The organism is Clostridium sp. CMCC3677 (assembly GCF_023845585.1).
Taxonomy (GTDB): Bacteria; Bacillota; Clostridia; order Clostridiales; family Clostridiaceae; genus Clostridium; species Clostridium aquiflavi.
On sequence record NZ_JAMQHS010000005.1, the window covers coordinates 1 to 26212 of the forward strand.

Here is a 26212-nt window from a genome sequence, read left to right on the forward strand (position 1 = left end):
GAGTGCCTTGTGTTTAATAATAGAAATTATTTTTTATAAATAATGTTTTTATAAGTGGACTTATATTTTAGGGAGCAAAACAGCACTTTAGATAGTGAGTTTATAGAAGTTAAAAACTATCTTATATAAGTTTTTTTGGAAATATTATATATGAAAATCCTCATGTACAAGCCTTGAATTTATACATAGGAATTCTTTATGAGGGAACGTAAAATTGTTTTAATAATGGTAAAATTAACATATATGATATAATAAGATCTAAAATATAAAATAAAAGTTATGTTATAAATAATGTCTATAATGGGAAGTTAAGAAGTAAACTAGAAAATTAGTTTGTTTGAAGAAGTATATAAGAGATATTTATTCTAGGATAACATTATGATAGTACTTAAAGTAATAACTATATTATGAATAAACCTAAAGATATAATGAATCACACCGTAAATGATAAAATATTTATTTGATTAGATGTTTAAGGAGATAAAATTAATGTATAACAATAATAGTAATTGGAAGTATACTTCTTATGAGTATAAAACGATAATATTGGAAATGAACACTATTGATAGAATTGCAATAAATAAAAATTATATCGCAATTTATTTTTCTAGTGGATTTGATGTAAGAAAAGAAAATAAAAATAATTCGTATAATGTAAGTATGCATACAGGTGAGGCAGTATTATATTTGTATTATGCAAAAGTGAATTTTGATTCAAATAATGTATTTAAAAATATATGTATAAAGACTGTTACACCAGATATTAAACTTAATGAGCATAATACATATAAAGTGTATGATATTGTATATAATCTTGATATTAATATCATTACAATCTTAGGGATCTATGGAGAAGAATTAATAGATAGTCAATTAAGTTTTAAATGCTCTGGAATAGAGTTTTGTTGGAATGAATTTAAATGTAAATCTTGGTTTGAAAATAAAAATAATATGCTAATTAATGAAAGAGTACTTCTGAATGGTAATATACATGAAAAGGTACAAATAATGCTTAGTATGGCGGGATTATATGAAGGAAGAAACGTTGATATATCAAAGATAGAAAAATTTTATAAAAAAATGGCACTGAATTATTTCTGGCAGCAAGAGAATTCTATGAAAAATACTATGGATTAGCTACTAAATGGTATTTAGATGTTGAAGATGGAATAAAGTATCCATATTATTCAGCAGATTTTGAGTTTAAAATATATCCACATTTTTTTAGAAAAGATGAATTAAAAGTAAAAAAAGTTGCTAATGAAAATATATTATTAGTGGGCACTGTTGGATACTATTATCCTTTAGAAATTTATATAGGCAGAAGTGGTAAACTTTATACTGGAAATGGATATAAGACATTAATATATTCATCATTAGAAGAAATGATTGAGGATAATTTATCACGAAAAAAGTTAGAATCAGTTATGATAATGCTGTAATATAATTTAATTTCAAATATAGTTCTTTAAAGGTCGCACTTGATAAAATACGTTAAATTTATAGCACTAAATTTAACGTATTTTAACCAGTGCTATCATGTATTAATATACTACCCCAACGGTCACCTCTAAATTATCTTTTCTTTTATCATTTTCTCTGTCTACTTGACAGGGTGCAGTTCAGAATTGAAAGTGTGATATTTTTTCTTATGTAATTCTAAAAAATAGGAATAAAATCATTGTTCTTAAAGACCTAAATCTTTTTTTGCCTTTGATAAGTTTACGCAACTTACAACATTCTAAGTTGTTCATTGAAAACTAAATAATGTGGCATTTAAGGAATATGTTATAATTAAAGTAATGTAGTTTATAATAAGAGGATAGAAAAATAAAAACCAATAATTTGATTTAAGACATTTTTAAGTAAAATTACATCATGTTTTATTTGGTATGAGAATCTAGTTTATAGAACATATCAATAAATATAAGGAGTATCTATTATGAAAAATAAATATAATAATGTTTTAAGTATTATAAGTAGAATTTTTTTTATGATATTAGGTTCAATTTTAGTATCGATAGGTCTTGAGATATTTTTAATACCTAACAATATAATTGATGGTGGTATGACAGGAATATCCATTATGGCAAGTCATTTAACAAAAGCTGAACTAGGAATATTTATATTTGTATTTAATTTGCCATTTGTTATTGTAGGTTATAAGCAAATTGGAAAGACATTTGCTCTTTCAACTATATTTTCAGTAATATGTTTATCAACTGGAGTAACACTACTTCATCCTGTTCCTGGCATAACACAGGATATACTTTTGGCAACCATATTTGGCGGAATTATAATGGGAGTAGGAGTAGGGCTAATAATAAGAAATGGTGGATCATTAGATGGGACTGAAATTGTTGCGATAATAATAGAAAAAAGAAGTATATTTTCTATTGGTGAAATAGTTATGTTCTTTAATTTTTTTATATTGGGAAGCTCTGGTTTTATATTTGGATGGGATAGAGCAATGTATTCTTTAATAGCTTATTTTATTGCTTTTAAAACAATAGATATTACTGTTGAAGGACTTAATGAGTCAAAGGCAGTAATTATTGTATCTGAAAAAAATAAGGAAATTTCTGATGCGATAATAGCAAGACTTGGAAGGGGAATTACATTTTTAGATGGAAAAGGTGCTTATAGTGGTAATAAGACAGATGTTATATATGTAGTTTTATCAAGGCTTGAGGTAGCAAAATTAAAAAAAATTGTACATGGATTTGATGAAGAAGCATTAATTACAATTTCAAGTGTTGAAGGAACTGGAAAAAGCTATAAAAAGAAAGCTATACACTAGCCTTAGAATTTTATATTCTAAAAGGGACAATAAAAATAACCATGTTTATTTTTATTGTCCCTTTTATACAACATTATTAGAATTACTACTTATCTTTTACTCTTGTAAGCATCAACGCAATAGCGCCATCCCCAGTTACATTACAAGCTGTTCCAAAACTATCTTGAAGCGCAAATATAGTTAATATAAGAGCTGTTCCAGCTTCAGTAAATCCAAGTACACCTGTAATAAGGCCTAATGAAGCCATAACAGTTCCTCCAGGAACACCAGGCGCTCCAATTGCAAATATTCCAAGTAACACTATAAATAAAATCATAGTTGAAAGATTAGGTAATTTTCCATATAAAAGTTGTGAAACTGTCATTATAAAGAATACTTCTGTTAAAACTGATCCACATAAATGTATGTTTGCACATAAAGGTATAGCAAAATCTGCGATATCTTTTCTTAAAACTTTAGATTTTTTAGCACATTTTAATGCAACAGGTAATGTTGCAGCACTTGACATCGTACCAACTGCAGTAAGATAAGCTGGACCATAATTTTTAACAACTTCCCAAGGGTTCTCTTTTGACACTATTCCAGCAATTGAATATAGAACAGTAAGCCAAATAAAGTGTCCGATAATTACTATAATTATAACTTTAAAGAAAATAGGTAATTGCTTGCTTATACCACCTTCATAAGCTAAACATGCAAAATTTGTGGCAATGAATAAAGGAAGTATAGGAATTATAATTCTTTCAACAATACTTAATATTATATTTTGAAATTGTTCCAATAATTTCTCAACTAAATCAGATTTAGTCCATGCTGTTGCAAGTCCTAAGAATAATGCTAGGACTAATGCACTCATAACACTCATGATTGGTGGTATATCAAGTTTGAAAAGCAAGTCTGGCAATTCTTTTGTTACAGTATTATTAGAAATTATTGATAATTTAGGTATTATATTATATCCTGCAAACATAGAAAAAAGTGCTGCAAATACAGATGATGAATATGCTATTAGTACTGCATAACTTAGTAATTTACTAGCATTTCCTTTAAGTTTTGCAATGGATGGTGCAATAAAACCTATTATAATTAATGGTATTGAAAAGAATATTATTTGCCCAAGCACGTACTTAATAGTAGATATAATTTGAATAAAATTATTACTAGAATAAGTTCCTATTAAAATACCTATTATTACAGCTATAATTAATTTGAAAATAAAGTTGTTAAAAAGTTTTTTCATTGTAAAATCCCCCTTTTAATAATTATGTATATAAAAAAATCGCCAAAGCGACTTTGGAGCTGTCGATTTTTTTTAGCCATACACCCTTTCAAAACGTAGTGTAGGAATAATGGTGCAGCATAGTATTATTTTTTATCTTTAGGATTAATTTCTTAACCTTTAATTACATTAATATTTCAGTTATCTGAAAGTTTTTTTAAAAAAATATAATTTTCTAAAGAATAAAAAAACTCCTACCTCTTAATTACAGAGGCAGAAGTTATATACTCCGCGGTCCCACTCTGTTTATATGTATATTAAAATACATACAACTCGTTTTAAATAGATACAAACATATCTTAACACTATAACGGGTGTTTAACCGATTTTCTCTACTTAGCTCTAGCTTTTGGAGAAAATAGCTCATAGATGCACTCATTGATAAGTTACTTTAAAGTCTCTTCCAGCAAATAAGACTCTCTCTGTATAAAGTATAAATATCTACTTTTCTAATCATTGCTTTTAATTCGTATCATTATACTATGATATATAGTATAAACAATTTTATTTTATTCGTCAATACTATTATCCATATTTGTAATTAATAAGTATGTGTACTTTAAATTAATAGAATATTATTCAAAAATGAAAATGATTTATAAATTGTAATAGTTTAGACATATTTAATTAAAATGTACATAAAATTAACAGGATAAACTAAAAATAACCATAAAGTAAAGGATTGTTAACTTTACTTTATGGTCAAATTAAAATATTTATTTGTTAGTATCACTAGGTGTCCAAGTTTTTAAATATGATTTTCTTACTTTATCTTTTTCAGCAGGACTTAGCTTAAAATAATCCTTATCTAGTGCACTTTCCCAATGTCCATATACTGGATTTGGTAAAATTATAAAGTGAGCTCCGAAGTTGTTTTTATTTACATCAACTAATTGATTTCTATCTTTTACATCCTTACCATATGAATTAATAGGGAAATCTCCAGCATCATCTCCCATGTAGATTATTACATTATAATCTTTAACTATTTCATCCATTCTAGGTTGTTTGTTACTACTATCAGTTTTTAAACGCATATGCTTTTGATCTACACAGGGATATCCTAATTTTTGAAGATTTTTCATTGTTCCATCAAGTTCAGTTTTTTCCTTTCTACCTGTTACATAGAATATTTCGACACCTTTATTATTTGCATAATTTAAAAATTCTTTTGCACCAGGCATAGCCTTAGCGTCAGCATGATTTACCCATTGCCCCCAAGTTTCATCACTAAAAGCCCTATTTTCTCCTATTAATCCAGCTTCATATTCATTGTTATCAATAACAGCTTCATCGCAATCTGTAATTATAGCTAGAGGTTTATCTCCTTGTTTAAATTTTGAAGATTCTTGATCTACAATGATTTGACCAGTATTATAAGCCTGATAACATAATGCTCTATATTCAGCTGATGATTGCATCCAAGCTACCCCCATAACTAATTGTTCATTTAAATCTTTTAAATTATCACAGTACTCTGTAGTAATTTGTTGATTAGCATTTTTATCTTGTTCGGTGGTTGTAGCAGCTAAAGCTGGTACAGATGAAGACATAAGTACAAAACTTAGCACCATAGACATTAAGAATTTCTTTTTGTTTTTTAACATATAAAAGCCTCCTTATTTCCAATAAATTCCATATATAATATATCTATTCTATTTTTTTGTTTTTTTTCCTCTATTTAATATTTAATTATTTTATATAAAGACTATTTTGGGGTAGAGTGTTTATATATACATAAGTAAAGTTGACTGAGTATTTGAACTTAGGAATACTAAAATGAGTATAGTTAAGTTCAAATACCGTTTTGCTCATTGCATATATGAACACCTATTTAAAACATAACATCCAAATTAAATAGTCGCTTAATGAATACTATGCTTTTAATAGGCAATGTGAAAAAATTTCCCATTAATGTTATAATTATATATAAAGTGTGTAGAATTAAACTATTAAGTATTATTAAACTTACTATTTTGATTTATACATATACAAAAAAATTACACATTAGGGGTAAGAAAAGACAAGGGGAGATATTATAATGAAAAGAAATATGCATGCAAAGACTATGGCAATAGTTCTTGCAGCTATAACTGGAATGCAAGCAGGAGGAATTGTACCAAATTTTTCAGGTATTAATGTTAAAGCTTATGCTAGTGAGATTAATAATGAAGAGAAGGAAGCTAATCAATCTATAGAAACAACTAAAAATAAAGATGCTTATAAGGCTATGGGAATAGATGTAGATACGACAACATCAGGTGCTGTGACAATTACTTTACCTAATAAGTTTACTAAGACTTTAGATGAATTAAAGGGAAGCAGTGATTTGACTGCTAATACCGCTTATATTGGATTGAAATTTACTACTCCAGCAGGTATTCAAGTTAAACCTTCAAAAATAAGAGATTTATCTTTGAATAAAGAATATGTATTATCATCTGATTCAAATGAGATAAAGGATGGAAGATATATTAAATATATACCAATAGCAACTAAGAGTGGTGATGTTTGGACACCTAAAGAGAAGAATATTAACACATATAAATATGATTGGCTTGATGAAAAAGGGCAAACTGTTGCTAAGACTTCATTAAATGTAGTAGTTCAAAGACAAATAGAAATACCGAAAGTGGTGAAAGAAGCAAAAGTATCAATTTCAGGTACTGAAAAGGTAGGTAAGACTTTAGAAGCTAATGTAACAGCTTATGAGAATGGTAAAATTGTTCCAGTAACTAGTGTAGAGTATCAATGGTATAGATCTAAACACAGAGATAAAGATTTTAATAGTATATCTGGTGAGCATAGTAAGGATTACAAATTGGCTAATAGAGATGAAGATAAGTATATAAAAGTAATAGCAAGGGTTAATATAAAGGGTGAAATAATAGAAGTTGATGATAGAACAAGTAGTATTGATGAAAAAAAATCTTCAAGATCTCATCACAGTTCATCAAGTAAAGGATCTGGAAGCACTGCTGATACTGATAGAATAAGTGATAAAATTGAGGATTCACGAGCTGATAGTGTATCTTATGATGTTTCGGATTATCCTAAGGTAGAAAAAGATGTTTTTAAATGTTTAAAAGATAATGATGACAAGACTTTAGTTCTTGAAGGCGACGATTATACTTGGACTTTTGATGGAGAGGATATTAAGAATGTTTCAGATATGGATAGTAAATTAGATACAACTATTGAAACAACATCTCCTAATGAATCAGAAATCAAAAAAATTTTAAATGGCGCAAATGTAGTTAATTTATATTTTAATTATGATGGTAAGTTACCTGGTAAAGCAAAAATTGAAGCTAAAATAGGTTCAAAATATGATGGAAAAAATATGTATGTCTATTATTATAATAAGGATACCAAATCATTAGAATTAGTATCATCAAATGTTAAAGTAAAAGATGATAGAGTAACATTTACGATAACTCATTGTTCAGATTATGTTTTAAGTGAAACACAACTTTTAACTACAACATCTTTTAATGAAGGATGGAGCATGATTAACAATGGAAATTGGCAATATGTTTTAGGTGGAAACAAAGTTACTGGATGGAACATCATTAATGGAAGATGGTACTTTATGGACTATACTGGAATGATGCAAAGAGGATGGATTAATCCAAATGGTTCATGGTATTACTTAAACTATAATGGTGATATGGCAACAGGATGGCAAAATATAAAGGGTTCATGGTATTACTTAAGAGATGACGGAAAAATGTTAACTGGATGGGTAGATGATAGAGGTACATGGTATTATCTAGATTATTCAGGCGCAATGGTTAGTAATACAACTGTTAATGGATATAGACTAGGTTCTAATGGAGCTTGGATAAGATAAATTAAATAATAAGAACAAACTAACAAGAAAATTAATACTATATTTTATAAATACAAATAAAAAGCCCAAAGGATAAAATGAATTTTAAATAAATTTTATCTTTTGAGCTTTTTTAAATTAAAAATAATATAAACCAAATTCTAAAGTGTAGATTACAATTTGCTTAAAGAGTTGAAAAACCATATTAAAAGAAAATGTATAATCCTAAAAATTATGAAAGAAGGGTTTTAATGATAAAAGATATGACTAAGGGGAACCCTGGAAAGATAGTGTTTTTATTTGCCATTCCTATGGTTATTGGAAATGTATTTCAGCAATTTTATAATATTATAGATTCAGTAGTTGTAGGAAACTTTATAGGAGCTAATGCATTAGCAGCTGTAGGAGCTTCTTATCCTATTATATTTTTGTTTATAGCAGTTGCAACTGGAGCTAGCATTGGATGTTCTGTTGTAATATCACAGATGTTTGGAGCAAAGCAAATAGGGAATATGAAGACAGCAATATATACATCAATTATTTCGATAATAATATTTAGTACAATACTAATGATAATAGGAGTAATTACAAGTAATTCTGTATTAAGAATTTTAAAAACACCATTGAACATATTAACAGATGCTGATAGCTATATGAAAGTATATATGATGGGAGTAGTTTTTTTATTTGTTTATAATATTAATACTGGAGCATTTAATGCTTTAGGTAATTCTAAAATACCATTATATTTTTTAATCTTTTCATCTATTTTAAATGTAGGGTTAGACTTATTATTTGTAGTAAAGTTTAATATGGGAGTAGTAGGTGCAGCATATGCAACTTTAATTTCTCAAGGGGTTTCTGCAATATTATCATTAATATATCTTTTGATAAAGGTTAAAAGAATAGAAGTACATGAAGAATATAAAATATTTGATATTAAGATATTGAAAAAAACATGTAAAATAGCTATCCCATCAATAATACAACAGACAATAGTATCAATAGGAAATTTGTTTGTTCAAGCCTTAGTTAATACTTATGGAGTTGTAACTATTGCTGCATATACGTCAGCTACCAGAATAGATTCTATAATTATTATGCCAATGGTTAATATAAGTAGTGCAGTATCGACATTTACAGCTCAAAATATTGGTGCTGATTTAATAGATCGTGTAAAAGATGGATACAAAGCTGCAATAAAGATGATAGGGATATTTTGTTTTATAATTGCAATCTTGTTGCATGTATATGCAGAAAATATAATAGGAATGTTTGTTGATTCAAGTCTTAATAAAGAAGCTATTAGTATAGGGGTGGAGTACATTACAGTAGTTTCAATTTTTTATGTACTTATGGGACTTATGGTAACAACAAATGGAGTACTTAGAGGAGCAGGAGATATTAAAGTATTTATGATAAGTACATTATGCAATTTATCATTAAGGGTAATAGCAGCATATACTTTATCATATTTTATTGGCCAAAAAGCAATATGGTGGGCAATACCTTTAGGATGGATATTAGCATCAACAATATCGGTATTTAGATATAAGAGTGAAAAGTGGAAAAATGCTAAAATAGTGTAATTTTTATTACATTAAATTTATGTTAAATATAGAAATGAAGATTGAAAGCTTGAAGCTGGATGCTATATAATCATATGTAATAAAATAATAATTAAATTACAGAAATAAGGAGTACAATATGGAAAACGTAAGTCAAATAGTAGATGTATTTATACATATGAATAAATATATTGGAATGATAATTAATAATTATGGAATGCAAACTTATTTAATTTTGTTTATTGTAATATTTTGTGAAACAGGGTTGGTTGTAACCCCATTTTTACCTGGGGACTCATTAATATTTGCAGCAGCAACTTTTGCAGCAATGGGAGCTTTAAATATTTATGTTTTAGTAATATTATTAATATTTGCAGCGATATTAGGTGATACAGTGAATTATGAGATTGGAAGGCTATTTGGAAATAAGTTAATAAAAAGCAACATAGTTAAAAGAGCTCACATAGAAAAGACTAATAAATTTTATGAAAAGCATGGCGTGAAAACTATAATGTTTGCAAGATTTATTCCTATAGTACGTACCATTGCTCCTTTTGTAGCTGGAATTGGAAAAATGAATTATAAAGATTTTATTTTATTCAATGTTGTTGGTGGAAATTTATGGGTATTGATATTGTCTATATGTGGATATTTCTTTGGAAATATTAGATTTGTCAGAAATAACTTATCACTTATTTTAATAGGAATGATAATTATATCTGTTTTACCAGCATTAATTGTATTTATAAATGAAAAACGAAAAAACTCATTAGTTAAAAAAGTATAAAATAGTGGCTATCTTAAAATATTAAGATAGCCACTATTTTATACTTTAGATTTAATTTTATTTTTAATATTTAAATACCAATATGTAATTAAGCATAAAATTACAATTAAAAGTAATTCTGATACGATAATTTGTAATGGTGTATCAATTTTAAATAACCTAAACTTCACCATTAATTGTATTATAGCGGCATGCGATAGATATAGATATAATGAATTTTTACCAATCCAAGATATTGAAGTCTTCTTTGATGTACATATACTAAAAATAACTCCTAAAATTGAAAAAGCTCCTATATAATGAAGGACTCTTATAAACAGGGGATATGTAGAAGTATCATAATAAAAAGTGTAGTTTGTATATTCAAATAACAGTTCCACAGAAGTTTCATCTTTAAGTACATATAAAATTCCTAATGATAATAAACTTATCAAAATAAATTCCCACAAATATTTTTTTACAATTCCTAGATGTTTTTTTTCAAAACCTAATCCTGCTATAAAAAATGGTAAGAAAAATATAATTCTGGAAGCACTAGCTTGTGCAGTAAAACTTACGTCAAGCCCAAGAATTAAAGAAATTACTATGCTAATAGGCAAAGCAGTTCTACAATTTTTTATATAATCTGAGATTACATAAAAAGCTGTTAATGCAAATAAGTACCATAAAGTCCAATTAGGACGCAAATATTCAATTCTTAAACCATAATTTTGAAATACAATGATACTAAGTAAATAATAAAAAGTCTGCGCATAAAAATATATTTTGAATGTATCAAGTACTTTTTGTTGTGTTGTTCTTTTGCTTTTTTTACAAAAATATCCTGATATAAAAGTTAACGCTGGCATATGAAACATATAAAGAAAAAGGATAAAGTAATGAGGATCTATACATGTAGGACTTACATATTCAAGTGAGTTACCAATTATAACACAAATTAAAAAGAAGCCTCTTAAATTATCAAAATAACTGTCCCTATTTTTAACTTCCAATAATTCTCTCCCTTCAGTAACTAATCATAGGATATTATAAGATATAAAGAAATATAATGCAATATTTTGTAATACTATAAGTACTACAATAAATACATATATTCATTTTATAATTTAGTTTTTAAATAAAAATTCAGCATATTTGTTCTTGATTTAAAATAAAAGTAGAGTTAAATTAGTATAATCAATATATATAATTAAATTTAGGAGAGTTGTAATGAATATACAAATATTTGGAACTAAAAAATGTTTTGATACAAAGAAGGCAGAAAGATATTTTAAAGAAAGAAGAATTAATTTTCAATTTATTGACTTAAATGAGAAGGGAATAAGTAAGGGTGAACTTAATAGTGTTTTAAATTCAGTATCTGTTAATGATTTAATAAATTCAAAATCTAAAGATTATAATAAATTGAATTTGAATAATATAAGAAGTGCTGAAATAAAAAAAGAAATTGTTTTAAAAAATCCTAAAGTGATGAATACTCCAATTGTAAGAAATGGTAAATGTGCTACAGTAGGATATACACCTGATATATGGAATGCATGGGAATAAATAATAGTAGTTGTTTATTTAAGTGAGATGCTGTGATATATGCATAAGAAAAGCTAGATAGCACATAAACAATAAAGCTTATATGATTTTATTCTTATCATATAAGCTTTATTTATAAGTATTATTTAGATTTTTTTCTTGCCTTTTTTTTAGTATTTTTCTTCATAACAGAATATCCAAATGAGCCTAAAGGATTTGAATTGACTTCAAAATATTCTCCATGATTATAACAAATTAAGTTCGCTTTATTAAAGCCAATTTTACCATTTTCGTCTAATAAGTTCTCATCTACTTTAACATTAAGTACTTCTAGTAAGAATAAATCATGAGTACCTAATGGTGTGATAGATTTTAACTTACATTCTAATGCAAATGGAGCATCTTCTAATGAAGGTGTATTTACTTTTACTCCTTCATTTAATTTTAAATTAAGATTTTTAATCTTATCTTCTTTTTTACCCGATCTAACACCACAATAATCTACTATTTTTACCATTTGCTTATTAGGTAAATTAATAACACATTCCTCAGATTCTTTTATATAATCATAAGATAATCGTTCAGGTCTTACCCCCATTGCAAGTATAGGTTCTTTTGTACATACTGTACTTATCCAACCAACAGTAAATACATTTACTTTACCTTCTTTATTTTTAGAGGTAACAAGAACTACAGGCGTGGGATTTAACATCACACTACCTTTAAAATTTAATTTATTCATTTTTTTCACCTTTTATATAAATAAAATTTTTAAAACAATGTTTGTAATAAAGAATTATTATTAATATCTTCTTTTGTAACGTCTTTTTCTATTATTTTTAGCCATATTTTTTATAAGAACTATTAATGTGATTATTATTATAGCAATTACCAAAACTGTTGAATACAATAATATATTATCTTTTAATATTTTTCCTAAAGATATATTTATAATACCTTGAACTTCTTCAGTATGATTTCTAGTTGAATAAGTTAAGTTTGTATTTTTATTAAATGCTAACTTCCAAGCGCTAGTATTTGAAGCATTATAAGTTATTAAAGATTCAGCATCATTAATATCATTCTTATAATACATAACATCCTGACTTAAAACTATTGGTACAGTAATTGTTTTTGTAGGTCCAAAGAAACCAAAAGATTTATATTGTAAATCAGTAGTTCCAACTTCTTCATCTGATTTTTTATAAACTTCTTTATTAGCAGAATAACTATAATCAATAATAGAATCCATATCATTGAATTTAGTCATATCAACATTATCGAGTTGTCTACTTTTTAAAACAACACCTATTATTTTTCTGCCATCTTTTTCATATACAGCAGCTAAACAACCACCAGCAGCATTAGTTAATCCAGTTTTACCAGCAATGTTTCCATTTTTACCTAATCCTAAATTTCTATTTTCTAATATAATTCTAGAACCATTTATATCTATAGGAGCTTCTTTTAAAGTCATAGTTTCTCTTTCCCATGGATTTTCAAAAGCTGCTTTAGTTATTAAAGATAAATCATAAGAGGTTGTATAATGATTTGGATCATGAAGTCCGTTAGCAGTAATAAAATTACTATTATTAGCTCCAAGTTCCTTTGCTTTTTTATTCATTAATTCTGAAAATGCTTCTGAACTACCAGCAACATTATCTGCAATCATATATGCAGTATCATTTCCAGAGAAAAGCAATAATCCTTTCATGACATCATCAGCAAGCATTTTATCTCCAACTTGCATTCTGTTACCCATATAATTTATGTTTAATGAATATTCAGGTTGTTCTTTAGCTGATTTAGTAAATGAAAGTTCAGAATTTTTTTCGAACTTTTCAGCTAATAATAAACCTGTTAATAATTTAGTAGTACTTGCAGGATACCTTTTACTATCAGCATCTTTAGTATAAATTATTTCACCTGTTTCATAATCCATAGTTAAAGCTGATTCAGCTTGAATACTAGGTGAAGTTTGTTTAGTATTTTCAGTTGCATAACTTTTTACTGAAAAAGGAGCAAATAGTGAAATAGTAATAGTTAATGCAAGTGTTTTTAAGATTAAATTTCTTTTCAAGTAAAATCTCCCCATCTCTATTTAGTAATATTTAAACCAACATAAGTATATCATTTATGATATTTAATAACAATAAAATACAAGACATAATATAAGAATTTTTATAAATAAATCCATGAAAAATGCTTATTTCAACATAGTATTTTAATATTTACCTATAACTTACACCTATAAATTTTGTTTTTTAGAACAAACTATATATATGTTAAGAAAGGGGTGGAAGATATGAAAAAATATTTTAAATTTCTAATATTATCTATTATTATAATTTTTTCGGTTTTTAATACGTATAGGGTTAATGCATTAGATCAAACTTCAAGAAAAATAGTCTATTTAACATTTGATGATGGTCCATCTCCTAATAATACTGAAAATATATTACAAATATTAAATGAAAACAATGTAAGAGCTACTTTTTGTGTAGTTGGTTCTAATGCTTTAAGATATAAGGAGATTTTAAAACAATTAAACGAATATAATATGGGAATTATACCTCATTGTAATAATCATCAGTATAAAGAGTTATATTCATCAACTGAGTATTATATAAATGATCTTAATGAATGTACCAGAATTATAAATGACGTTACTGGTGGAAATAGAAGTTTCAGGTTTGTAAGAATGCCAGGTGGTTCAGATAATACTGTGAGCAATTATCAAACTTTGCAAAATATAAAAAGTGAATTAAGAAAAAGAGGAATGGATTATATAGATTGGAGTATAGATTCAGGGGATACTTGTGCAGCTATGGTACCTGAAGAACAAATAACAAGTAATATTGAAAATCAAGCTGGTATTAATAATATAGAAGTTATTTTAATGCATGATTTAGAAAATAAGGTAACAACCACTAGTGCACTTCAAGATATTATAATTAAATATAAAAGTTTAGGATATGAATTTAAAACCTTTGATGAAATGGAAGAATGGGAAGTTCAATATTTAATAGGCAAACATGTAATAGATAAGTGATTTAAATGTATAATTAAAAACGAGCTAATATCAGTATACATTTTGATATTAGCTCATCTTTAATAAAGTAATTAAGAATTTGTATTTAGTTTTTTCTGAATTGATTTTTTGGCGTTTATTTCAAAATCGTCGTCTAAAATATCTAAGGCAATTTCATTTCCATACTTATTTCTTAATGCTAGAGTTAAAAGTTTATCAGCAAATTCTGGATTTTTAGATAAGAATGATCCATGAAAGTATGAACAAAAAGTGTTTTTATATATACAACCTTCATATCCATCTTCACCATTATTGCCATATCCATGAACGCATTTGCCAAGTGGAGTATGATCATTTATATAAGTTCTACCAGAATGATTTTCAAAACCAACATAAGTTTGATTAAATACTTCATTATATATTTCAGTATTGCCTATAAATCTTGTATCTCCACCTTCAGTATGAATATTTAGTATTCCCAATCCATTGATCTTTTCACCATTTGGAGCAGTGTAATATTTACCTAATAATTGATAACCGCCACATATTGCTAATAGGACTTTTTCTTCTTCAATATAAGAAGTTAAAGAATCTTTTTTTATAGTATTTAAATCTTCAGATACTATTGATTGTTCATAATCTTGACCGCCACCAAAGAATATAATATCTATTTCATCTTTGTTTAGAGTATCATTTATAGAAGAATTAATAATGTTTACTTTTATTCCTCTTTCTTCTGCTCTGTGTTTTAAAATTAGCACATTACCTACATCCCCATATACATTTAATAAATCAGGATATAAGTGACAAATATTTAATTCCAAAGTATTACCTCCTTTAAATTACCATAGTTTTTTAATGTAACCTTTTGAATGAAGGTATTTTCGATAATTTATCATAGCAGTATAAGTTGCTAGAATATATACCTTGTTAGAAGATGAATCATTTTGTATAGATTCAGTTAGTTTTTCATAATCTTCTTCTAATATAAAGTTATCTTTATTAAGACCAGCAATTTTTAATCTTACCGCCATATCATACATTCTTGTTCCTGAAATAAAAATATTTTTTATTGGAAGAGTAGATATTTTTTCAAAATTAACATCCCATATCCAAGAAATATCTCTTCCATCAGCATAATTATCATTTAATAAAAATGTAGCTGAAAAGTCATTTTTATTAAGACATAAAGTATCGAGTGCTTGATTGTAACCAGCTGGATTCTTAACTAATATTATTTCAACCTGTTTACTACCAATAGCAATTTGCTCTTGTCTACCAAAACTTGAATTTTGATTTTGTAGAGAGTTCACTATTACATCATCGTTAATTCCTAGCTCTTTTGATATTGCGTAGGCACATAATGCATTGTAAATATTATAAGCTCCTGATTGACTTATTAAGATATCAGTATCATTAATAAGAACAGACGAATTTTCTGGGTTTAAATCAAATATTTTATTAACAGCATAACTTAGCGTTGGTCTTTTATATCCGCATTCGGTACAATAAAAGTCTCCTAGATGATTATAAGTTACAAAATTATAAGAGTATCTTGTCTTACAAACTTTACAGAATTTTGAGTCTGCATTTATATCAATAGAATGATTTTCATTTATAGGAGTATTAAAACCATAATAAATCATTGGATTCTTTAGGTTTAATTTGCCAAGTAAAGATTCATCACCATTTAAAATTAATTTTGAGTCAGGAACTTTAACTATACCTTCTAAAATTTTGTTAAGTGTTGTGTAAACTTCACCATATCTATCTAATTGATCTCTAAATAAGTTTGTTACTGTTATTATTTCAGGAGAAATATGCTCAGTTATAAATTTAACATTAGCTTCATCAACTTCAATTACAGCATATCTATTTTTAGGTTTATTAAAAAACTTATAATTCGATATAAAACAAGCTGTAATACCAGGATATAAATTAGCACCTGTATTATTAGTTATGACATCAAATCCATTTTCTTTTAGTATATTTGTTATCATACTTGTAGTCGTAGTTTTTCCATTAGTACCAGTTACAAGTATTATCTTATAGCCATCACTAACTTTTTTTAAAATATTTTTATCGATTTTCAGTGCTATTTTACCAGGGAAAGTACTCCCACCTTTTATTAGATGTTTTGAAAGAAATGCTATGCATTTAGCTGAAATTATACTTAAAATAGACTTAATATTTATTGTAGTCACCACCTAATTATTTTATTTAATAATATAAGATTTTATCATAAATTACTAAAAACAAATATAAGTATAGCACAAAAATTTTATATGCCAAATAATTTTACATTTTTGAATATATCAATAAATGTAGATTTTTGTACAAAGGTTTGTTAAAATATAAAGAAAGTGTAAACGTACTAGAAATATGTAAGGAGTGTACATATGGAAAACACAAATAAAAATTCTTTTCTACAAAAGATATTTTGTACATATAAAAAGATTTCTGAGTCTAATAAATACTTTACTTCTATAATTACAATGATTTTAACATTAGTAACTGCATTTAGTATTGTAGTTGCAGTAAAAAGTTTAATGCCAAGTGAAGAAAAGGTGTCAATAGCAACTAATCCAGCAGAAGAAGCTTTCTTTAATGGAAATTATAATTTAGCTATTGAAGAATATTCAAAGTTGCAAGCTGATATGCCTTGGCCAGAGTATAATATGAAAATTGCGGAAATTTACTCTATAAAGGGTGATTATGTAAAATCAAATGAATTAATTAGTAAAGTGTATGAATCAAGAAACAAAACTATAGATACAAATAATAGAGAAGAATTAAAAGAAAAAGATAAGAAAATTACTAATGAAATAGTGTTAACAAGTTTTATGAATGGTGAAAATAAAAAAGCTTTAGAATATGGGGAATTATTCTTAAAAGATAATCCTACATATAAAGAGTTGGCAAATACGATGTTTACAGTTTATATTAGTAATAACAATACGGAAAAAGCAAAAGGAATTTTACAAAATTATGATAATTCAGATAGTGTAAAAGATCTTATAGTTACTTCAAGAATGAATGTTTTAATTGGAAATTGGGAAAATGGGTTAAAACTATTAAAAGATGCATGTGATAAAAATGAAGATGCATTGACGATTTTTAATGGAATAAAACAATTATCACTATATGATAAGGGCAAATTAATAAGTGAAGTTTCTAAATTACAAAGCAAATACAAAAATGATAATATCTATAAAATATGGCTTGCAGAAATATATTCATTAGATATGAATACTGCTTCAAAGAGTATAGACATAATTAATAAGATTAAAAATGAAAAGCTTAGTGAAACAGAAATGTTTAATATTAACTTTATAGAATATACAGCATATAAAAATATGGATGATAGTAAAATGGCTGTTAATTGTTTAAAAGAAATGACAAATGGTAATGAAGAGTCATATATTGATTGGTACATATTATCTTTATATAATTATGAAGCAGGAAGATATACAGAAGCATTTGAAAATGCTAAAAAATCTATATTATTAAATAGAGACTATCCTAATATATATGGAGTATTGATTCCTAATATTATAGTAAAAGAATATAAAGTAGAAGATGGAAAATTTGAAAGTATCATGTCTTACTTTAGAACTGCTTTAGAAATAGATTTATTTAATCCAGAAGTTTTGATAAACACAGCAAAATATTATCAAGATATAGTTAAGGATTCAAATAAAGCTTTAGAATACTATGAAATTGCGTCTAAAATAGATCCGAAAAATGCAGAAATATATTATAATTCAGCTTTAATTAAAATAAGCAATCAGAGAGAAGATGAAGGTATAAAGCTTTTAAATAAGAGTATTGAATTAGATACTAGTAATGCAAAGTATTATAGAACTTTAGGTAGTGTTTATTTAAATAAAGGTAAAAATGAAAAAGCTATAAATGCTATAAGGTCTGCTTATGCTATTGATGAAAATGACATAATAAATTTAAATAATGCAGGATATTATTACATATGTATTGAAGGTGACATAGATAGAGCATTAGTTAACTTTAAAGCAGCTTATAATGAAATAAATGAAAATACTGACGGTAAAATAAAAGAAATAATAACTGAAAACTATAATAGAGTTAAAACATATAAAAAAGATAATAGTAGTGGACTAACTATTTCTCAATTTAAATTAATAGAATATTAATATGATAATGTTATAAATCAGGGAGTTAATTCCCTGATTTATAACATTAATCATGTTTAAGATACGATTTTAATATGACGAGATTAAAAGGGGATGAATTTGTGAGCAAAAAAATTAAAAATAGATTTATAGGAATTTTAGTATTTTTAATTTGTATAATTTTATTTTTTGTACATTTTTCTAAAATAAATCAAGTTAAAGAATTTGAAGTTTTAACTTGGGATAATTATTATAATGAAAATAATATTACTTTTTTTTATGATGATGAAAATAATGAAAAGATTAAATCTTTAGATAGTACATATAAAGTTAAAGAATTATTAAATGAATCTAATGAAGAAATAGATAAAGTGTTAAAAAGTATTGATATTTTAAATTCAATTTGTCAATATGATGACATAGATGATTTAAATCAGAAATCAGCATATGATATTTTAAAAAATTTAGGTGGAAGAAGAAAAGTATCTGCTAAAGATATGGCAATAATAGAACGTGACTTATTAGCTTCATATGGTTTTAAAAGTAGAGTAGGAGTTTATAGAATGAAAGATGCTGCTTTTGAATCTAAATATAATTATTATGTTATAGAATATTGGAGCAATGAGAATAATAAATGGATAATGATAGATCCATTAGATAGGGGTTACTTTAGAGAAAGAGACACCCTATTATCTGCAACAGAAGTGATGAATAAGGAATTAAATCCATTATTTTATGTGGGAAAAACTAAAGAAAAAGAATATAAAAAGAATTTTAAAAAGTATTTGGATTCATATAGCATACAAATAGATAATACTGTAAAAAACAACAAAAGTAATACCTTAATAACATATATAAAAAATGAAAAAGCTTTAGAAATTAAATTTAAAGATAAGTTTGCTCCACCAACAATTTTTACACAAGATACAAAGCTTTTTGAAAAGAGTCCTGAAGACAATAGAGTAGGACAAGATGAAAAAGCATATCTAATCTTAATGGAAAAGCAAGATTTAGTTAAAATTACTGATAATAATCAAGGCAAAGAACAAAACAAAGATAGTATATTTATGATTTTAGGTGCATTTAAAGATGGAAAAATTATGGATGAATATTATTTAAGTACTAATAATTCTGATTATGAGAAAATTAAAAAATATAAAGAAGTTGAGATACCTAAAGGTGAAACAGAATTAAATTTATCTATAGATGGGATAAATTCAATAAGTAAAATAATTTTAAGGAAAAATTAATAATATATAACATAATAAGTATTATAATTTAAAATGGAAACTTATTAGAAAGAGAGTGATAAAAGAATGGGATTAGACTTTTTATTCATATTCAAAGCAATTATTGTAGCAATAGTTGAAGGTCTTACTGAATTTGTTCCAGTATCATCAACAGGACATATGATACTTGCATCAGATTTAATCAATTTCCAAGGGGAATTTGTTAAGATGTTTGAAGTTGTAATACAATTAGGCGCAATACTTGCAGTAGTAGTATTATACTGGAAAAAGATAAAAGATAGTGTTATTGAATTCTTCACATACATTTTTACAGGTGGAAAAAAAGGTGAAGTCGGATTCAAATTTGGAATAAATGTTTTAATAGGATCAATACCAGCAGGTGTAGTTGGAATATTATATTATAGTAAAATAAAAAGCTTATTCAAACCTCAAGCAGTAGTTGTAGGATTTATAGTTGGTGGTATTTTATTAATAGTAATAGAAAATATATTTAGAAAAAAAAGACACTCTGTTAAAAACATAGATAGAATAACTCCAATGCAATCTATAAAGGTTGGATTATTTCAAGTTTTATCAATGTGGCCTGGAATGTCAAGAAGTGCTTCTACAATCATGGGTGGTTGGGTAGCTGGTCTTTCAACACCGATAGCAGCAGAATTCTCATTCTTTTTAGCAATTCCAGCAATGGTTGGATCATCAGCTAAAGATCTTTTTGAATTTGATTTTGCACTTATGAATGCGACTAATTGGGTTGCTTTAATAGTGGGATTCATAGTAGCATTTATAGTTTCATTAGTAGTAATGGAAGGTTTTGTTGCTTACCTAAAGAAAAAACCTATGAGAGTATTTGCAATATACAGAATAATTGCAGGTATAGTATTTGCAATACTTATGTATAAAGGAATAGTAACACCACATCTATAAAAGAATATAAATAGTAAATATAAAAATAAATATATTAAAGAGAAATTGTACTCATTGAATAATTTAAATATTTAATGGTGCAATTTTTTTTGTTTTTGTACAATAATCTAAGAGCAAATATTAGTTTTAGCTATTTTGTTCTTTGAAATAATGCATAAATATGAAACAAATAAGAACAATAAAAAGGAAAGTAAGAAACAAGGATTCTTTGAAATAATGTATAGATAATAAACTTATTAAGGTTTATATTTTTACTATAAAATAGAAACTCGTTAAGGCAAATTTTCTTCTTGACATGATATAAAATAAATGTTATTCTTACACAAAGAATAACCTTTAATTTGATCCAGAGAGATCAGCAAGGAAGTTATATAATACCATATTTACAGGATTATTATGCCTTCCTTCACGCGTGAAGAAGGCTTTTTTTATACAATTAATTATATGCAAATGTAATTGGTTATTTAAAATAATTAAGGGTATAAAATTAAATTTAGTAAATTAATTAAATCTATGAAATATGGCACTATCTAAAAGACTTTTAGATCGCTTTGGTATAACTTTTTATAAGTTTTTCTGCATACTTAAAAAGGAGTGATATCAATATGATAAAAGACAAACATTTAATAGACCCAATGGATTTTACAGTAGAAGAATTAAAAGAAATTTTTAAATTAGCACATGAAATAATTTTAGATCCAGAAAAGTTTTCTCATGTCTGTGATGGGAAAATATTAGCAACCTTATTTTACGAGCCAAGTACAAGAACTAGATTTAGTTTTGAAGCAGCTATGATGAGACTTGGTGGGAAAATACTTGGCTTTTCTGAGCCAAATTCATCATCAACATCAAAGGGTGAAACTTTATCTGACACAATCAAAATGGTGTCAATTTATACTGATATAATAGCAATGAGGCATCCTAAAGAAGGATCAGCTAAAGTAGCAAGTCTTTATTCAAGTGTTCCAATCATTAATGCAGGAGATGGTGGTCATCAACATCCAACTCAAACTCTTACTGATTTATTAACAATAGAAATGCTTAAGAAAGGTTTAAATAGACATACTATTGGTATATGTGGTGATTTAAAATATGGAAGAACAGTTCATTCGTTAATAAAAGCAATGTCTAGATATGAAGGCAATAAATTTTTACTTATCTCCCCAAAAGAATTACGAATACCAGATTATATAAGAGAAGAAATACTTAGAAAAAATAATATTGAGTTTTTAGAAGTAGAAACATTAGAGGAGATCATAGATAAAGTTGATATATTATATATGACTAGAATACAAAAAGAGAGGTTCTTCAATGAAGAAGAATACTTAAGACTTAGAGATAGTTATATATTAAATAAAGAAAAAATGAATCTAGCAAAAGACGATATGATAGTTATGCATCCTCTGCCAAGAGTAAATGAAATTGCATGTGAAGTTGATTATGATAAAAGAGCAGCATACTTTAAACAGGCTGAATACGGAATGTATGCAAGAATGGCATTAATGGCTAAACTTTTGGGGGTGTTATAAGATGTTAGAAATTACAAGCTTAAAAAACGGATTAGTTATAGATCATATTGAAGCAGGAATGGGAATAAAAATATTTAACTATTTAGGACTAGATAATAGTAATTGCAGTGTTGCTTTAATAATAAATGCAAAAAGTGAATTGTTAGGAAAGAAGGACATAATAAAGATAGAAAACTGTAGAGAGTTAGATTATACAATATTAGGATTACTTTCTCCAAGTATAACTATAAATGAAGTTGAAAATGAGGAGATAGTAGGTAAGATAAAACCTACATTACCAAAGAAAGTAACCAATATATTAAAGTGCAAAAATTCAAGGTGTATAACTCAATATGAAAAGTATGTGGCACACTCTTTTGTACTATTAGATAAGGAAAAAGGCACTTATAGATGTGAATATTGTGATGAAATAACAAAATTATCTGAAGTGTAATAAGTGTAAGGGAGTGAGCTTAGTGGAACTTTTAATTAAAAATGCAAGAATTATAGATGCGATTCAAGATTTTTATGGTGATATTTATATAAAAGATGGATTGATAAGTGAAATTGCGAAGGAAATAAATAAAGACAATGTTGAGACTCTTAGTTGCGAAGGAAAGATATTAATGCCTGCCTTTATTGATACACATGCTCATTTTAGAGATCCAGGTCTTACATGGAAAGAGGATTTAGAGAGTGGATCAAAAGCAGCATTAAAAGGTGGTTACACAGGTGTATGTTTGATGGCAAATACAAAGCCTATATGTTCATCTAAAGAGGTAGTGCAGTATGTTAGAGATAAATCAAAAGACTTAGATTTAATTGATATACATCAATGCATTTCAGTAACTCAGAATTTTGATGGAAAAACTTTAGATCATTTAAACGAATTTAGAGATGATAATGAAGTTAAAGCAATTTCAGATGATGGAGTTGGAGTATCAAATTCTAATACTATGCTTGAGGCAATGAAAATTGCAAAAGAAAATAACTGGGTGCTTATGTCACATGCTGAAAGCCCAGAGTTTTCTAAAAGTGATATGAGAATAGCTGAAAATATGATGACTATTAGAGATGTGGAACTTGCTAAGATAACAGGAGCACATTTACATATGTGTCATGTTAGTACTAAAGAAGCATTAAAATATATTATTGATGCTAAGAATGAAGGTGCAAATATTACATTAGAAGTAACACCACATCATATATCCTTAACTAAGGAAATAAATGATTATAGAGTTAATCCACCGATAAGAGAAAAAGAAGATGTAGATGCAATTATAAAAGCAATTAAGATGGGAAATATTGATACAATAGGAACGGACCATGCACCACATACATTAGAAGAAAAATCTAAGGGATCTCCAGGAATGGTTGGATTAGAGACAGCTTTTCCAATATGTTATACAAAGCTGGTTAGAGAAAATGAGATTTCATTAAATGAATTAAGCAAACTTATGTCACTTAATCCAGCTCAGTTATTAGGAATGAATAAGGGGAAAATTAGTATAGAGGTAGAGGCGGATCTAGTTTTAATAGATATAGATAAAAAAATAAAGGTAGATTCCAAAGAATTTGCATCAAAAGGTAGAAATACACCATTTGAAGGTATGGAGTATTATGGAGAAGTGTTTACTACAATAAAGGGTGGAAAAATTAAATATAAGAAGTAAAAAATATATATGTTTTAGTAGCATGTTTATATATGCATAAGCAAAGTGGACTGAGTAATTGAACTTAGGAATGCTAAAATGATTATAGTCCCATTTTAGCTTGTTCCCAATATAAAATTGTGACACGCAGTAAATGTGACAATACTCATTAAGTATTCTCAAAGTCCAATTACAATGCCACTTTACACTATTGCATATATAAACATATATTAACAATACAATAATTTTTAATATATAAATTTGGAGGAGAGTTGCTATGATGATTAATATAATGGATAAGCTATATGAGAGAGTTGAAAAAAGAGGTGTTGTATGTGTTGGATTAGATACATCTTTAGAGTATATTCCAGAGCATATAAGAAATGGAAAAACACCAAGTGAAGCTATATTTGAATTTAATAAACAAATTATAGATGCTACATATGATGTTGCAGCATGCTTTAAGGTACAAATAGCTTATTATGAAGCTTTAGGCTTAGAAGGATTATTAGCTTATAAGAAAACATTAGAATATCTAAGAAAAAAAGATGAAATCATAATAGCTGATATAAAAAGAGGCGATATAGCAGCTACTGCCCAAATGTATGCAAAGGCTCATTTTGAAGGAGACTTTGAAGCAGATTTTATTACACTAAATCCTTATATGGGAATGGACAGTATAAAACCGTATGTTCAATATTTAGTAAACGGAAAAAAAGGTGCATTTACATTAGTTAGAACATCAAATGAGGGAGCAGAAGATATTGAGTATTTAGATACAACTACAGGAAATAAAGTATATCATGTAGTTGGCGATAAGCTTATGAAAATGGGCGAAAATATGATTTCAAAATGTGGCTATCATCCATTAGGAGGCGTAATTGGATGTACTCATGTTGAAGAAGGAAAAGAATTAAGAAAAAGATTTAACTCAATGTTCTTCTTAATACCTGGATATGGAGCTCAAGGTGGAAAAGCAGAAGATGTAGCAATGTATTTAAATAATGGAAATGGTGGAGTTGTGAATTCATCAAGAGGAATATTACTTGCTTATAAAAAACAAAACAGGGAAATGGAATTTGCATTATGTGCAAGAGAAGAAGCTATAAAAATGAGAGATGAAATAAAAAGAGCTGTAGAGGATTTATAAGGGGTGGTAAAATGAGTATAAATTATAAGAAATCAAAGATACTTTCAAATAAAAAAGTAGTTGATAATATATATAAGATGGTGTGTGAAGATGATAATGCCATAAGAGCAGGACAATTTTATATGCTTAAGCTTGAAGGTCAAACCTTACTTCCAAGACCCATAAGCATATGCGAAAAAGATGATAATAAAATAACTTTTATGTATGCAGTAGTAGGAAAAGGAACAGAAGAATTTACAAAACTTCAAGAGGGGGATTACATAAATCTTACAGGTCCATTAGGAAATGGATTTGACTTAGATGAATACTTGGGAAAAGTTGCAATTGTTTCTGGGGGAATTGGAACAGCACCTATGGTTGAAGTTTGTAAAGTGCTTAGAAGAAATAATAAATATGGGCTTATAGATGTTTATGCAGGATTTAGAGATGACATATATTTAATAGATGAATTATCTAAATATGCTAACAAAGTAGAAGTAACAACTAATACAGGAAAGCATGGTCATAAAGGCTTTGTTACGGATATATTAAAGCCAGAGGAATATGATATTGTGCTATGTTGTGGTCCTGAAATTATGATGAAAAAGGTTGTTGAGATGTGTAAAGAAAAGAAGGTTAAAGTTTACGTTTCAATGGAAAAACACATGGCATGTGGTGTAGGAGCTTGTTTAGTATGTACTTGCAAAACTAAAGGTGGAAATAAGAGAACGTGTAAAGACGGTCCAGTATTTGATGGATATTATGTGGAATTATAAA

General features: G+C 26.9%; 23 protein-coding genes. 16 read left to right on the forward strand and 7 right to left on the reverse strand.

The features are described 5' to 3' along the window. Positions 1 to 489: 489 nt before the first annotated feature. From NG901_RS06945 to NG901_RS06955, 3 genes are all read left to right on the forward strand, one after another. Positions 490 to 1137: a hypothetical protein gene (locus NG901_RS06945; protein ID WP_252213077.1), complete on the forward strand. Its 648-nt coding sequence runs from the start codon at positions 490 to 492 to the stop codon at positions 1135 to 1137. Between the two features lie 140 nt (positions 1138 to 1277). Continuing rightward, positions 1278 to 1442, forward strand: a complete 165-nt coding sequence (locus NG901_RS06950) for a hypothetical protein (protein WP_252213079.1) — start codon at positions 1278 to 1280, stop codon at positions 1440 to 1442. 500 nt (positions 1443 to 1942) lie between these two features. Next, positions 1943 to 2800 (forward strand): YitT family protein, encoded by an 858-nt coding sequence (locus NG901_RS06955; protein ID WP_252213080.1) that lies wholly within the window; start codon positions 1943 to 1945, stop codon positions 2798 to 2800. 85 nt (positions 2801 to 2885) lie between these two features. Here NG901_RS06955 and NG901_RS06960 read toward each other — a convergent pair whose 3' ends face one another. Together NG901_RS06960 and NG901_RS06965 are read right to left on the reverse strand one after the other, a co-directional pair. Next, positions 2886 to 4040, reverse strand: a complete 1155-nt coding sequence (locus tag NG901_RS06960) for a dicarboxylate/amino acid:cation symporter (RefSeq protein ID WP_252213081.1) — start codon at positions 4038 to 4040, stop codon at positions 2886 to 2888. A 755-nt stretch (positions 4041 to 4795) separates the two neighbouring features. Beyond that, positions 4796 to 5686: a 5'-nucleotidase, lipoprotein e(P4) family gene (locus NG901_RS06965; protein WP_252213082.1), complete on the reverse strand. Its 891-nt coding sequence runs from the start codon at positions 5684 to 5686 to the stop codon at positions 4796 to 4798. 434 nt (positions 5687 to 6120) lie between these two features. Here NG901_RS06965 and NG901_RS06970 point away from each other — a divergent pair, with 434 nt between their 5' ends. The 3 genes from NG901_RS06970 (at position 6121) to NG901_RS06980 (ending at position 10266) form a co-directional block, all read left to right on the forward strand. Then, positions 6121 to 7932 (forward strand): N-acetylmuramoyl-L-alanine amidase family protein, encoded by a 1812-nt coding sequence (locus tag NG901_RS06970; protein WP_252213083.1) that lies wholly within the window; start codon positions 6121 to 6123, stop codon positions 7930 to 7932. A 230-nt stretch (positions 7933 to 8162) separates the two neighbouring features. Next, positions 8163 to 9500 (forward strand): MATE family efflux transporter, encoded by a 1338-nt coding sequence (locus tag NG901_RS06975; protein ID WP_252213085.1) that lies wholly within the window; start codon positions 8163 to 8165, stop codon positions 9498 to 9500. Between the two features lie 118 nt (positions 9501 to 9618). Continuing rightward, entirely contained in the window at positions 9619 to 10266 is a 648-nt protein-coding gene (locus NG901_RS06980) for a DedA family protein (protein ID WP_252213087.1), read from the forward strand. A gap of 38 nt (positions 10267 to 10304) precedes the next feature. On the opposite strand, the gene NG901_RS06985 is transcribed toward NG901_RS06980, so the two are convergent. Further along, positions 10305 to 11258 (reverse strand): acyltransferase family protein, encoded by a 954-nt coding sequence (locus tag NG901_RS06985; RefSeq protein WP_252213088.1) that lies wholly within the window; start codon positions 11256 to 11258, stop codon positions 10305 to 10307. Between the two features lie 217 nt (positions 11259 to 11475). On the opposite strand from NG901_RS06985, the gene NG901_RS06990 reads away from it, so the two are divergent. Further along, positions 11476 to 11814, forward strand: coding sequence for an arsenate reductase family protein (locus NG901_RS06990; RefSeq protein ID WP_252213089.1), 339 nt, complete (start codon positions 11476 to 11478; stop codon positions 11812 to 11814). Positions 11815 to 11935: 121 nt separating this feature from the next. On the opposite strand, the gene NG901_RS06995 is transcribed toward NG901_RS06990, so the two are convergent. Further along, the gene (locus NG901_RS06995) at positions 11936 to 12535 is read right to left on the reverse strand and encodes a flavin reductase family protein (protein WP_252213090.1); all 600 of its coding nucleotides are present in this window, start codon (positions 12533 to 12535) and stop codon (positions 11936 to 11938) included. Between the two features lie 60 nt (positions 12536 to 12595). Continuing rightward, on the reverse strand, positions 12596 to 13873 hold the full coding sequence (locus NG901_RS07000; protein ID WP_252213092.1) for a D-alanyl-D-alanine carboxypeptidase family protein: 1278 nt from the start codon (positions 13871 to 13873) through the stop codon (positions 12596 to 12598). A 225-nt stretch (positions 13874 to 14098) separates the two neighbouring features. Between NG901_RS07000 and NG901_RS07005 the strand changes: the two genes are divergently transcribed. Then, positions 14099 to 14845 carry a polysaccharide deacetylase family protein gene (locus NG901_RS07005; RefSeq protein WP_252213094.1) on the forward strand — a complete coding sequence of 249 codons (747 nt, stop codon included), beginning with the start codon at positions 14099 to 14101 and terminating at the stop codon, positions 14843 to 14845. Positions 14846 to 14916: 71 nt separating this feature from the next. Here NG901_RS07005 and NG901_RS07010 read toward each other — a convergent pair whose 3' ends face one another. Next, the gene (locus NG901_RS07010) at positions 14917 to 15648 is read right to left on the reverse strand and encodes a type 1 glutamine amidotransferase (protein ID WP_252213096.1); all 732 of its coding nucleotides are present in this window, start codon (positions 15646 to 15648) and stop codon (positions 14917 to 14919) included. Between the two features lie 18 nt (positions 15649 to 15666). Further along, complete coding sequence (locus tag NG901_RS07015) at positions 15667 to 17028, reverse strand: MurT ligase domain-containing protein (RefSeq protein WP_252213535.1); 1362 nt, start codon at positions 17026 to 17028, stop codon at positions 15667 to 15669. 195 nt (positions 17029 to 17223) lie between these two features. On the opposite strand from NG901_RS07015, the gene NG901_RS07020 reads away from it, so the two are divergent. The 8 genes from NG901_RS07020 to NG901_RS07055 all read left to right on the forward strand — a co-directional run bounded on the left by NG901_RS07020 (position 17224) and on the right by NG901_RS07055 (position 26211). Then, positions 17224 to 18993: a tetratricopeptide repeat protein gene (locus tag NG901_RS07020; protein ID WP_252213098.1), complete on the forward strand. Its 1770-nt coding sequence runs from the start codon at positions 17224 to 17226 to the stop codon at positions 18991 to 18993. Between the two features lie 101 nt (positions 18994 to 19094). Continuing rightward, a complete protein-coding gene (locus NG901_RS07025) occupies positions 19095 to 20222 on the forward strand; it encodes a hypothetical protein (protein WP_252213099.1) in 1128 nt (375 codons plus the stop codon). Positions 20223 to 20288: 66 nt separating this feature from the next. Next, positions 20289 to 21146: an undecaprenyl-diphosphate phosphatase gene (locus NG901_RS07030; protein WP_252213100.1), complete on the forward strand. Its 858-nt coding sequence runs from the start codon at positions 20289 to 20291 to the stop codon at positions 21144 to 21146. A gap of 605 nt (positions 21147 to 21751) precedes the next feature. Continuing rightward, positions 21752 to 22675 carry an aspartate carbamoyltransferase gene (gene pyrB / locus NG901_RS07035; RefSeq protein ID WP_252213101.1) on the forward strand — a complete coding sequence of 308 codons (924 nt, stop codon included), beginning with the start codon at positions 21752 to 21754 and terminating at the stop codon, positions 22673 to 22675. A 1-nt stretch (position 22676) separates the two neighbouring features. Beyond that, complete coding sequence (locus NG901_RS07040; RefSeq protein ID WP_252213102.1) at positions 22677 to 23108, forward strand: aspartate carbamoyltransferase regulatory subunit; 432 nt, start codon at positions 22677 to 22679, stop codon at positions 23106 to 23108. A gap of 22 nt (positions 23109 to 23130) precedes the next feature. After that, entirely contained in the window at positions 23131 to 24327 is a 1197-nt protein-coding gene (locus NG901_RS07045) for a dihydroorotase (protein ID WP_252213103.1), read from the forward strand. Between the two features lie 256 nt (positions 24328 to 24583). After that, positions 24584 to 25456 (forward strand): orotidine-5'-phosphate decarboxylase, encoded by an 873-nt coding sequence (pyrF, locus tag NG901_RS07050; protein WP_252213104.1) that lies wholly within the window; start codon positions 24584 to 24586, stop codon positions 25454 to 25456. An 11-nt stretch (positions 25457 to 25467) separates the two neighbouring features. Further along, entirely contained in the window at positions 25468 to 26211 is a 744-nt protein-coding gene (locus tag NG901_RS07055; RefSeq protein ID WP_252213105.1) for a dihydroorotate dehydrogenase electron transfer subunit, read from the forward strand. Position 26212: the final 1 nt, after the last annotated feature.